Origin of the sequence: Phocaeicola sp. (assembly GCF_048170425.1) — a bacterium.
GTDB lineage: Bacteria > Bacteroidota > Bacteroidia > Bacteroidales > Bacteroidaceae > Phocaeicola.
Genome location: NZ_DBEXBB010000274.1, coordinates 1 through 12,216 on the forward strand (window position 1 = coordinate 1; position 12,216 = coordinate 12,216).

Here is a 12,216-nt window from a genome sequence, read left to right on the forward strand (position 1 = left end):
TCAGAAACAAGACAATTCCTTTATCCTTATTCGACTCTATATGAAAATAAAATTGAAAGGAAACAAGACCGAAGAAGTCGGAGAATTAATTTTTTCGATGCTGGACATTTTGGGAAAAGTTGGAATACCTTTAGATGGAACCGCAAGAAGACTTGAAAGAATGGCCATGGCTTGTCTTGCGGTTGGTGATATAAGAACCAGTTTTCAAGAAGCCAAATCGGCTGATGACAATTTCTTCCTGACATCACGAGAAATTATTACCTATGAAAATGAGTACTATGGCGAGCGCATATCTTCGGGTTCATATGATGACATTCGGCGCAAAGACTTAGAGTTGCCCGTTCAGGCCGAGGTGGTTGTCAAATCGTCTTCATTCGACACACAAGCAACTAATGACCCGAAGCGGGCTTATGCTCTGCATCCTTTGTTCGCCGATTTGGTCAAACATTACAATATGCCACAATGGGAGGAAAAATTAGAAGCCTACTTAAATAAAATACGACTTCTTAAAGAGGAACTGGAGAGAAAGAGAGAGCTTGAAAAAATTCCAGTAAGATTACCTTCCGGCATAAATCTCCAGCTCTCAGCAGGAGAACATAATGTGCTTCAAAAATCAATTGTGGAAGATTTCCTGCCAAGGTTCGGAATGGGAGCCGAAGTGCTGTATATAGGTGATACTTCCGACAAGTTTCTCTACATGAACCAAGAGATGCTGGAACAAATCAGATTCTTTACATTAGAGCACGAAGAATTACCAGACGTTGTGGCCTATTGCAAGGATAAGAATCTGTTATTTCTGATAGAAGCTGTACATAGCACAGGGCCTATGAGTGAAATCCGTGTTAGGAAATTAAAGAAGCAACTGGAAAAGTGTACAGCCTTCCCTATTTTTGTTACGGCATTTTTAGGTAAGAAGAGTTTCAGACGCTGGGCAATGGAAATTGCTTGGGAGTCGGAAGTCTGGATAGCAGACAATCCTGAACACATGATTCATTTCAATGGATACAAATTCCTGGAAATCCATAAATAACTTATTTTTCTCCTTTTTCTAAAGATTGTATTTATTCTTCGCTCACGGCGGCAAACACAGGGCGGAGCTGCTGGCTCTCGGTCTCGAAGCCGTACCAGTAGCAGCGTCCTTCTTCGGGGGCGGGCAGCTTGCACAGACGGAGGTCGTCGTGGTACGTACCCGTGCACACCGTCCACTCTTCGGGCGGGGTGACGTGCTTTGTGCGCACCCGTTCGGCCGGTTCTTTCTTGAGTGACATGCCGGCTTCAATCCAGGCCCGGCTCATGGCCGTCAGGAAATGAGGGTAGTGCTCCTTGCAGAAATGGTAGAGCAGGATGCCCCGGCGTTCCAGTCCCATGGGCTGGTCGATGACTCCGATTTGAATCAGGTGGGACAGGAAGCGTGTCAGGAAGTCGGGTTCCTCCACAATCAGGCGGCGGGTGACTTCCTGCCAGGCCGGTGCATTATAGAATCCGTCGAGCAGACGCGATAGCTGGCGGGCAGTCTGTAGCTCATCGGGGGTGATTTCACGGGTCTGGAGCACTTCGTAGGGTGGAAGGGGAGAGTAGCAGATGCCCAGCTCCTCGGCCCGGCGCCGCATCTCCGTACCCGGCAGCAGCTTCAGGGATTCCAGCTGGATTTCTCCCGCGCGGTATTCGGCCAGCGTGCGTACATCGTCGAAAATCTGCGACAGGTGATAGAGCGGCAGTCCCGCAATCAAATCGGCGTGTGTCTCCATGTTGTCCAGTGTGCAGAGGTAGCGCAGGCCTTCCAGTGCATCGGCCAGTTTGCCGGCTCTCCGGCTGACGGTGAGCACTTCCTCGTGCAGGCTTTGGATACCCGCTTCCAGGTGGAGCAGTCCCTTGGGCATGGAAGCCAGTTCCTGTTTCAGTTCCTCCGAAAGCAAGGCCGGATGGATTTCCAGGTGGAAACGCATGTCGGGAAACTCGCGGAAGAGGTCGAACAGGGCTTTGGCCCGGCGGCTCTGGTAGTTGAACGTGCGGTCGAGTACCCGGATGTTGCGGATGCCTTTTTCGTGAATCAGCCGGACACGCTCGCGGATGGCCTCGATGGAGAGCGTGCGTACCGGTTTTTCTCCTCCGCTCACGCAGAATGCGCAGGTGTTGAAGCAACCGCGGGTGGTTTCCAGTTGCACGAACGGCTTGCTCCAGTTGAAGAAACAGCTCTGTTCGGGATTCACCAGCTTGTCGAAAGCCGTCACACGTGAAAGTCCGTTGTCATGGTATTGTCCTTCCGCATCCAGGAAGCAGAGTCCCGTAATATCGTTCCATTCCTCCGGTTGTTGCCAGCAGGCGAGCCATTGCGGGAAGGTCTCTTCGCCTTCTCCCCGGAACACACAGTCTACAAAGCGGTTGGTGCGCAGGAAAGCTTCGTTGTGTCCCAGAAACTCCGGGCCGCCCAGTGCCACCACGCAACGGGGCAGCATGGCTTTCACCCGGCTGATGACGTGCATGAGCACTTCATGGTTGAACAGCCAGCAGGTGGCCGCCAGGATGTCTGGTGCCTGACGTACGACTTCTCCGGCTGTCATGCCCGGATTTTCATTGATGGTAGCCGACACCACTCCCCACTGCAGGGACGGGTCGTGCATGACTTGTGCGTGCAAGGCCGGAAGGGCCAGTGAGGCGTGTGCATACGAGCTGTTCAGGTCGAGCCAGAGAATTTTCATGGATAAGCGGGAATCAGATGATGAATAGGACAAAGGAAAAGGATTTGCAAGCCGATGAGGAACCGGACTGCAAATCCTTAGGATGTCGGACTATTCCTTTACGGAGCAGGTCCGGTAATGTTTCTTTAGATAACGTACTGTGAACTGATAGATTCGTTTGTCATCACGCGGCGGATGGTTTCAGCAAACATGTCGGCGATAGACAACTGTTTTACCTTGGCGCAGCGCTGTGCGTAAGGGATACTGTCAGTGAATACGATTTCTTCCAGCTGAGAGTTCTGTACGCGCTCGGAAGCAGGGCCTGACATGACACAGTGAGAAGCGATGGCGCGTACGGAACGGGCACCTGCTTCCTTCATGATGTCGGCAGCCTTGGTAATGGTACCGGCTGTATCCACCATGTCGTCAATCAGGATGACATTCTTGTCTTTTACGTCACCGATAATCTGCATGGAAGCTACTACGTTGGCTTTTTCGCGTGTCTTGTGGCACAGAACCAAAGGTACATCCAAATACTTGGCGTATGTGCTGGCGCGCTTGGAACCACCCACGTCGGGAGTAGCGATTACCAGGTTCTCCAGATTCAGCGACTGGATATAAGGAGCGAAGATGGTAGAAGCATACAAGTGGTCAACCGGAATATTGAAGAATCCCTGAATCTGGTCAGCGTGAAGGTCCATGGTAATCAGACGGTCGATACCTGCTACGCTCAGTAAGTCAGCCACCAGCTTGGCACCGATAGACACACGCGGTTTGTCCTTGCGGTCCTGACGAGCCCATCCGAAATAAGGAAGGACGGCGACGATACTCTTGGCCGATGCACGCTTGGCTGCGTCAATCATCAGGAGGAGTTCCATCAGGTTGTCTGAGTTGGGGAAAGTGGACTGTACCAGGAATACGTGCTGCCCACGGATTGATTCTTCATAGGAAACTGCAAATTCGCCGTCTGCAAAATGGGTAATGTTCATGTTACCAAGTTCACAGCCCAGGCTGTTACAGATTTTTTCTGCAAGGTATCTCGAATTAGTACCGGAGAATACCTTAAAAGGTGATGTTGCGCTCATTGTAAAATAGATAATATTGCCTTATTTTCTGCAAAAGTACGCCATTTCTTTAAGCCGGACAAACGTTTCCGGCAGAATTTTAGCGAAAGGCTCAGTCGGCCAGCCGCTTCAATTTTCTGAAATGAGCGATAAGTTCTTGATAATTGTAGTCTGAAGCAGGATCAAACTTGTTCCACAGCCCTCCCAGAATGGCGGCTCCTCCGAAGCCGAAATCCTTTACCTGAAGCAGATTTCCTTCGTCCACGCCTCCCAGGGCGATGACCCGCTTGTCGATGATGCCTTTTTCGGCAGCCTCACGAATGGTTTCTGAAGTAAAAGCCGATGCATATCCTTCTTTGGAAATGCTGTCGAATATCGGGCTGAGGAATACGTAGTCGCACATTTTCTTGTCGGCCGTTACCTCGTCGAAGGTATGGCAGGACGCGCTCACATGTCCGGTATAGTTGTCCGGAATCAGCGGGTTGCGATGGCTCAGGTGGATACCTTTGAGTTTGTATTCTTCTTTCAGGTAAAAATGGTCGTGTACGACAATACGCTTGTGGTATTTTTCGGGAATGAGGGTCAGCAGACGTTCCGCATAAACCGGAGCCGTGTCGGGTTTACGCAGGTGGAGTATGTCCAGCCCCTCGTCGAACAGAGTAGTAATGATCTTGTCTTCCTCTACAAAATAAGTAGGGGTTGTTATCAAAATTAACTTCATGCGTTTACACAAATTGTGGCGCAAAATTAGTAACCTTTTTGTAATACTCCTAGCGGTTTTTGATATTTATTTTTGTGGAGATTGAAATCGGCTGCTTGGTTTAGTGCAGGACTGACGTAAAATTTGGCCGGCTACAATGGGACATTCAAATGAAAAAATCTGTACAGTCTGTATGGGCAACCTGGCTTTGGGAGCATGTGAAAACGCGGTGCCATAGAAGAGGAGGGGAAGTAAGACTTTTTGCGTTTTCCATACGTGAACCTTACGTTTTGCATAGCGGAAACGTGCGTTTCTTCCGTGCGAAACGTAGGGTTCTGCCACGGGAGACATTGATTGAAGAAAAGCGTTGTTTACTCCATGTAGAAAGAGTTGCAGATTATGTTGTTTCCGCTGATGAACGATGAAAGTCATGTCTGGTTTTCTGTCAGGCCGCCGCCCGTGCTGATGAGGATGTGTAAAAATTGTTTTTCTCACTTTTTCCACGTCAGGAAGGCCTTGTAGGCCATAAAATAAACCAATTTTTAGACTCTATTCGTCAATAATTCCTCTATAAAAAGGGTATTATGTGCTACTTTTGTACAGCGCTGTTTGAGGAGTGTGGATGAAATTTATGTCTAAGGAGATAATTAAATACAATACCTAATAATCTAACAAAAATATGGATATCGGAATGAACGTAAAGAGGGCCGGTCTGTTGCTGGTGGCAGGGACATCGTGTCTTTGCGCACTGGCACAGGAACAGACGGTGGCCGGTACTGTGAAAGACGCCCAGGGAGAACCGTTGATAGGCGTAAGTATATTGGTGAAAGAAACGCGTGTTGGTACGGTGACAGACCTTGACGGTAAGTTTAGAATTCCTGATGTGAAATCCGGACAGACATTGGTCTTTTCTTATGTAGGATACAAGACCCAGGAAATTCGGTTAAAGGGAGATTTGAAGGCATCTTTGGACATTGTGCTGAAAGAAGATGCGGAGATTTTGGATGAAGTGGTGGTGATTGGATATGGAACGGTGCAGAAACGTGATCTGACGGGTTCCGTTTCTTCTGTAAAAGCGGAAGATATTGCTGCCGTACCGGTTGCCAACGTGAGTGAGGCCTTGTCTGGTAAGCTCTCGGGAGTAAATGTGACTACCACCGACGGTTCGCCTGATGCAGAAGTGAACATACGTGTGCGCGGAGGAGGTTCTTTGTCGCAGGACAACTCTCCTTTATATATTGTAGACGGTTTTCCGGTATCAAGCATCAGCGATATTTCTCCCACGGAAATTGAGAGCATTGATGTGCTGAAGGATGCTTCTTCAACCGCTATTTATGGTGCGCGTGGTGCCAACGGCGTAATCATCGTAACCACCAAGAGTGGGCATGAGGGGAAGACCCAAGTTGATTTTGGAGCCTCTTTCGGTGTCAGAAAAGTGGCAAAGATGATGAAAGTGATGAGCCCGTATGATTATGTTGCTTATCAATGGGAACTTGATTCACAGGATTATGGCAACTATAGCGACCTGGATGTCTGGAAGTCGGTGGAAGGCCAGGACTATCAGGATGAGATATTCGGAAGAACGGGTAACCAGCAGCAGTACAATGTGAATGTGAGCGGGGGTAATAAGGATGTGACATATAATGTTAATTATGCCCACAATGAAGAAAAGAGTATCATGCTTAATTCCGGTTTTGCAAAAAACAATGTCAATGCGAAAATCAAGGCCAACATAAGCAAATGGGTCACACTTGATTTCAATGCCAGAATGAGCCATTCGGTGGTGGACGGGTTGAGCAGTGGTGCTGACACGAACGAGTCGAATGCTTCCAACTCTATCGTGGCAAATGCGGCAAGATTCCGTCCGGTGGAACCGCTTTCATACAATTCGGATGATGATGAGAACAATACTGCCACACAGAAGAATCCGCTGGAAAGACTTGTTGCCACTTACAAGCAGAAAACCACATTGAATCAAAATTATAACGTGGCTCTTAGCTGGAAGCCGTTTAAGAACTGGACCTTCCGCACGGAGTTCGGCTACGGGTGGAAGTATGAGAACACAGACCAGGCCTGGGGAGCTGACGCTACGCAGAATACGAACCTGGGTGTGAAGGGTACTCCTGAGGCTGTGTTCACGCGTGCCAACACCAGAAACTGGAGAAATGCCAATACATTGACCTATGACAACAAAAAACTGTTCGACGGCCGTGACAAGATTAACGTTTTGCTGGGACATGAGGTGAGCAGCAGTCAGAAAGATATATTGGAAGCCTCCTCCATATCTTTCCCGAAGTCAATGACAATCGATGAGATACTGGCCAGCTCGGGTATAGGTACGGCTCTGGCTAATCAGTCAACCATAGGTGCTAAGGAGAACATGCTTTCTTTCTTTGGCCGTGTGAACTATACGCTGATGGACCGCTATCTGTTTACGGTGACTGTACGTGGCGACGGTTCAAGCAAATTTGCAAAAGGCAACCAGTGGGGAATATTCCCGTCGGCTGCATTTGCCTGGCGTTTGTCGGACGAGCAGTTTATGAAGGCGGCAGAGAGCTGGTTGTCGAACCTGAAATTGCGTCTCAGCTATGGTACGGCTGGTAATAACCGTATCAATTCGGGCTTGATTTATACTACATACACTTTGGCCGAAAATACCTCGAAGGCTCCTTTCTTTAATGAAATCCGTCAGAGCATGTTGGAACTGTCAGACTATTTATATAACCCCAGCCTGAAATGGGAGACTACCGTCACCAGAAACATTGGTATTGACTATGGTTTTCTGAATAACCGCATTTCCGGTACGTTGGATTTGTATTGGAATACCACTAAGGATTTGCTGATGAGGTCGGAAATCCCTTCAAATACGGGTTATAATTATCAATACCGTAACTTTGGCAAGACCTCGAATAAGGGTGTGGAACTGACATTGAGCGCGGCGCTCATCGACAAGAAAAAATATGCATTGAATTTCAATATGAACTTTGCATATAACCGTAACCGCATAGATGAGCTTGCTACAGATAATCCTTGGCAGAGCAGCAACTGGGCAGGTAGCACAATGGCCAAATACGAGGATTATAGGGTAGAACAAGGCGGAGCGCTTGGCGAAATATGGGGGTACAAGACAAACGGGTTCTATACGGCATACGATCCTGTGACGAATCCTACAGGCGAACTTATCATGAATGGCAACAGCTGGGTGTTGAAAGATGGAGTGAAAGACAACAGCACGACTATTACAGGCGGACAGTATTATCCCGGTGGATTGAAACTGGTGTGCGATGAGAACGGAGACCCTGTCAAGCAGAAGCTCGGAAATACCGTTGCTCCTGTCAATGGAGGTTTTGGAGTGGACGGACGGGTTGGTAACTTTGATTTCAATGTATTTTTCAACTATTCTTTAGGAAATCAGATTATCAACGGTACAAAACTGGCCACTTCTTTCTATACCGGTTCATCAAAGGGATATAATCTGAACAATGATTTTGCACTGGCTAACCGTTATACCTGGATTGACCCTGCGACAGGCCTGAACCTAGGACGGCCTGCAACCAGCACCGTCGAGGCTTACGGAGGTGAAATGGGACTGATAGCACGCCTGAATGAAATTAACGCCAATGCGTCTATTTATAATCCGGCTGCCGTCACCCAGATGCAGCTGACCGATTATGCCGTGGAAGATGCTTCGTTCTTGCGTTTGAACAATGTAACCATAGGATATACATTCCCCAAATCGTGGGTAAAGAAATGTTTCATGCAGAAAGTAAGATTGTATGTAACAGGCTATAACTTATTGGTATTTACCAAGTATTCAGGCTCAGACCCTGAGGTGGATACCAGCTCTAAACGTAACGCGATGACTCCCGGCGTAGACTATGCATCCTATCCTAAGAGCCGTACTATTGTGGGAGGTATTAATGTAACATTCTAATTTAAAACTAACAGGTATGAAAAATATAATAAAGACAATAAGCCTGGCTGCAGGATTGGTGCTTATGACAAGCTGTTCGGACTTTCTGGACCAGACTTCTCCTTCGGAATATCCCACGCAGAATGTGTTTGAGTCTGTGGGTTATACGGAGTTTGCCATCAACAAGTTATATGGTGACATGGGGCAGGATGAAACCTATTCGCAGTATATCCCTATCGTATGGGGGTTGAATACCGATTGTGAACTGGTCGACGGTCTGGGTTCGGAAGCATATAATACGTCTCATCAGAGAGGGGCTATGAACTATAATGTGACTCCGGGATGGGCAAACCTGGCAAAACTCTGGGATGCCATGTATGGTATCATAGAAAATGCCAATGTGATTATTGAGGGGATTAACGGCAGCCCTTTGCTCGAAACCGGTGGCGAAGACCAGACCAGTATGGAAAGATTCAAGGGAGAGGCGTTGACCATCCGTGCCATGATTTATTTTGACCTGATACGTTTCTTCGGAGATATCCCTATGAAAATGGAAAGCTCTGACTCGGACTTGAGCAATGCTTATCTGGGCAAGACCGACAGGGATGTCATTATGGATAAACTTATAGAAGACCTTGAAGAGGCCGTGGAACTGCTGCCATGGGCAGGAAGAACCTCATCATATACCACGGAGCGTGTCACAAAGGGGTATGCACATGCGCTTCTGGCCAATATCGCATTGACACGTGCCGGTTGGGCTATCCGCGAGACGGCAAAAGAAGGCTATGAAACTGCTGCATATTCTGACCCGGTTTATCCTACACAGCGTTGTGATGCACAGACCCGTGAGGCAATGTATAAACTGGCACTGGAGCATTTGTCTGTCATTATCAAGGAAGGTCCGCACTCCTTGAACCCTTCGTTCGAAAACGAATGGTATCTGCTGAACCAGCTGAAACTGGATGAGACGTACCGTGAAAATATATTTGAAATTCCAATGGGTATGGGTATCACCGGTGAACTCGGCTATACAGCTGGTGTGCGTGCCAACGGATTTACATCGAAGTACGGAAGAAACAGTTCCGGAGTACTGAAGCTCACCGCTCCTTATTTCTGGTCATTCAAGGACAACGACCAGCGTCGTGATATCACTTGCTCCAACATCCAGCTGCAGGAGGAGAGCAACGTAACGAAGGAGTTTATGCTTGGGAACGCTCCTTTTGGAATATACGTGGGTAAGTGGGATGTCCGTAAGATGAATTCTGATATCATATCCATTGCTCTGAGCGTAGGTAATGACAAATGGAGAACAGGTATAAACTGTGTCCGTATGCGGTATTCGCAGGTGCTGCTTATGTATGCCGAGGTGATGAATGAACTTGCCGGAGGACCGGATGCCGACTATGAAGGTTCTGCCAATGGCATGACTGCACGTGCGGCCCTTAAGCTTGTTCATTCCCGTGCTTACGATGAGGCCTATAAAGCTGATGCGGAAGCCTATGTCAATGGCATAGCCAGCAGCAAGGATGAATTCTTTAAGGCAATCGTAGATGAAAATGCGTGGGAGCTTGCAGGAGAAGGATTCCGTAAATTCGACCTGATTCGCTGGAACTTGCTGGCAGATAAGATCAAGCAGTTCAAGAACGATTATCTTTCACAAATGCAGGATGAAGCTAACGGTTATCCTAAAACGGTATATTTCAACTATACTGACGATTCGGAGACTGCTATAGATATCAGCAGCGTAACCTGGAAAGGGATTCCGGCAGGAAAGTCGGCGGACGATTACGATGATAGCAAGAGCTTCTGGGGGGCTGAAAGAAGCACTTCCGACCCGAAGCAGAGCCAGACCAACTTGCCTTCTATTTCGAGCGGACTTATTGGTGACGACGTGCCGGTGATTAACCGCTACCTGTTGCCGATAGCTTCTACTACGATTTCTGCATCGAACGGAGTATTGTATAACTCTTACGGATATTCTAATTAATTCTTAAAAGCTTGGTATTTATGAAAGTGACAAAAAATATATATGGTTTGGGGTTGTCTGTGGCCCTTTCCGGTATGCTCCTTGCTTCATGTACGGATGCTAACGACTGGGAGGTGGACGCTTCTTTCGACCGTTTGTTTGGAACAAAACAGTCCAGTTTTACAGTGACAGAAGGAGCTGTTACCGCAGAAGTGAAATGGGATGCGACTGTCAATACGGAATATTATATCATAGAGGTCTCTACAGACTCATTGTACAATGACATTCCCATGGGGGCAGAAAACAGTATTGTGTATGGGGAGGACGGTTCTATTACCCAGTCGCCCTACACCCTCACGGGACTTCTTGGTGAAACGACTTATTACCTGCGTATCAAGTCTATGTCGAAGGATAAGCAGTCTAACTGGGTATATCTTCCTGACTATAAATTTACCACCGATAAGGAACAGATTCTGAATGAACCTTCTGAAACGGAGATTACGGATGAGTCTGTAAGCCTGACCTGGGAGGCTGGCCTGGAAGTGACGCATATCACCTACACTCAGGATGGCGCACTGGTTACTTATGAGCTGACCGACGAGGAAAAGGCTGCCGGAAAGGTTACGCTGATGGGATTGAATCCGAATACGGAATATACCGTCACTATATATAATGGTGAGATAGTACGTGGTGAAATAGAAGTGACTACAGGTATGTCTGTAGAGGTAGAATCGGAAGTTTCTGAAATTACTCAGCATTCGGCCGTATTTACCTGGACAGAAGGGGTAGGACGTCTCACTGGATATGTGTTGTTGAAAGGGGATGTATATCCAAGCGATGAAACTCAGAATGTACTTTCTGTAGAAGAAGAAACGGCATGCCGACTTGAATTGAATAATTTGGAACCAAGTACAATGTATACAGTCGCAATTATGCGTGACAAAGTGGTACGTGCTCGGAAAGTATTCCAGACTGCCGTTGGTATTCCGAGTGATTATACGCAGGTAACTTTGACTTCTCGTGATGACTGGGCTGGAGCATTGAATGACAATTCAGGAAAACTGGCAATCATAATTCCTCAGGGGACTACGATTGACTTGACTGCCAATACATCGTTCCAGACAGAAATTCCTGCTGCTGTTACTTCCTTGATTTTATGGGGAGAAGAAGGAGAAGACAATACGCAAAAGCCGACGTTTAAGACCAGAGGCTTGAGCTTGTCTGGAGATAAGTCAGAGGTAAGATTCTATAATTTGAATGTGGAATCAAACGGAACGAGCAATTATATTTTCCGTCAGAAGGGTACGGGTACGATAGAAAGCTTGTCTTTTGAATCATGTAATATTGCCAATGCGGCCGGAGTGTTCTGTGAACGCGATAAGGGTAGTGGCACTTTGAAAAATCTGTTATTTAGTGATTGTGTGCTAACAAATATTGGTAACTATTCTGTGGTGTATACAACTACAAATTATATTGTGAACAAGGTAACAATGACGAATTCAACTGTAAATGGTTGCACTGGCAATATGTTCCGTGTGGCACAGACAGAACCATATTCATTGGAAATCACAGCTTCTACATTGTATAATGCTTCACAGGCTCTTGTTCGAAGTGATGGTTATAATTCTGCTAATATCTTTACCATCTCGAATACGCTGATAGGTACAGTAAATACTACGACTCCCAATAATAATAACTCGGTGACAGGCACAAATGTCTATACCACATCTGATTGTTATTCAGTTAACTGGGCTATTAAAACAGAACTGGAGGCTACCGATTTGTTTGAAGATCCTGCCAATGGAATTTTCGTAGTGAAAGCGGCTGATTATAAGGCGTACGGTGATCCGCGCTGGAATAAATGAGAAAATAGCACAAATGAAATCTGTAAATAA

Annotated in this window: 7 protein-coding genes; 4 read left to right on the forward strand and 3 right to left on the reverse strand. The window is 47.1% G+C overall.

Annotated features, from left to right (window positions below; translation table 11 throughout):
• Positions 1-1,030 (forward strand): BsuBI/PstI family type II restriction endonuclease (locus tag ACMJ0U_RS10830; protein WP_417129929.1); only part of this gene is annotated, 1,030 nt, incomplete at its 5' end.
• A gap of 31 nt (positions 1,031-1,061) precedes the next feature.
• Here the strand turns inward: ACMJ0U_RS10830 and ACMJ0U_RS10835 are convergent.
• From ACMJ0U_RS10835 to ACMJ0U_RS10845, 3 genes are all read right to left on the reverse strand, one after another.
• Positions 1,062-2,699, reverse strand: a complete 1,638-nt coding sequence (locus ACMJ0U_RS10835) for a DUF4080 domain-containing protein (protein ID WP_417129930.1) — start codon at positions 2,697-2,699, stop codon at positions 1,062-1,064.
• 125 nt (positions 2,700-2,824) lie between these two features.
• Positions 2,825-3,763, reverse strand: coding sequence for a ribose-phosphate pyrophosphokinase (locus ACMJ0U_RS10840; RefSeq protein ID WP_417129931.1), 939 nt, complete (start codon positions 3,761-3,763; stop codon positions 2,825-2,827).
• Between the two features lie 91 nt (positions 3,764-3,854).
• The gene (locus ACMJ0U_RS10845; protein ID WP_417129932.1) at positions 3,855-4,463 is read right to left on the reverse strand and encodes a thiamine phosphate synthase; all 609 of its coding nucleotides are present in this window, start codon (positions 4,461-4,463) and stop codon (positions 3,855-3,857) included.
• A 658-nt stretch (positions 4,464-5,121) separates the two neighbouring features.
• Here ACMJ0U_RS10845 and ACMJ0U_RS10850 point away from each other — a divergent pair.
• The 3 genes from ACMJ0U_RS10850 to ACMJ0U_RS10860 are packed head-to-tail and all read left to right on the forward strand — an operon-like array spanning position 5,122 to position 12,186.
• Positions 5,122-8,376 (forward strand): SusC/RagA family TonB-linked outer membrane protein, encoded by a 3,255-nt coding sequence (locus ACMJ0U_RS10850; RefSeq protein ID WP_417129933.1) that lies wholly within the window; start codon positions 5,122-5,124, stop codon positions 8,374-8,376.
• A 16-nt stretch (positions 8,377-8,392) separates the two neighbouring features.
• The gene (locus ACMJ0U_RS10855; RefSeq protein ID WP_417129934.1) at positions 8,393-10,342 is read left to right on the forward strand and encodes a RagB/SusD family nutrient uptake outer membrane protein; all 1,950 of its coding nucleotides are present in this window, start codon (positions 8,393-8,395) and stop codon (positions 10,340-10,342) included.
• A gap of 20 nt (positions 10,343-10,362) precedes the next feature.
• Complete coding sequence (locus tag ACMJ0U_RS10860) at positions 10,363-12,186, forward strand: fibronectin type III domain-containing protein (protein WP_417129935.1); 1,824 nt, start codon at positions 10,363-10,365, stop codon at positions 12,184-12,186.
• Positions 12,187-12,216 lie beyond the last annotated feature (30 nt).

What these genes read in the sequence shown, in the direction of transcription:
- ACMJ0U_RS10860 (WP_417129935.1), top strand. Translation starts at nt 10,363, where the DNA reads ATGAAAGTGACAAAAAATATATATGGTTTGGGGTTGTCTGTGGCCCTT.
- ACMJ0U_RS10855 (WP_417129934.1), top strand. Translation starts at nt 8,393, where the DNA reads ATGAAAAATATAATAAAGACAATAAGCCTGGCTGCAGGATTGGTGCTT.
- ACMJ0U_RS10845 (WP_417129932.1), bottom strand. Translation starts at nt 4,463, where the DNA reads ATGAAGTTAATTTTGATAACAACCCCTACTTATTTTGTAGAGGAAGAC.
- ACMJ0U_RS10840 (WP_417129931.1), bottom strand. Translation starts at nt 3,763, where the DNA reads ATGAGCGCAACATCACCTTTTAAGGTATTCTCCGGTACTAATTCGAGA.
- ACMJ0U_RS10835 (WP_417129930.1), bottom strand. Translation starts at nt 2,699, where the DNA reads ATGAAAATTCTCTGGCTCGACCTGAACAGCTCGTATGCACACGCCTCA.
- ACMJ0U_RS10850 (WP_417129933.1), top strand. Translation starts at nt 5,122, where the DNA reads ATGGATATCGGAATGAACGTAAAGAGGGCCGGTCTGTTGCTGGTGGCA.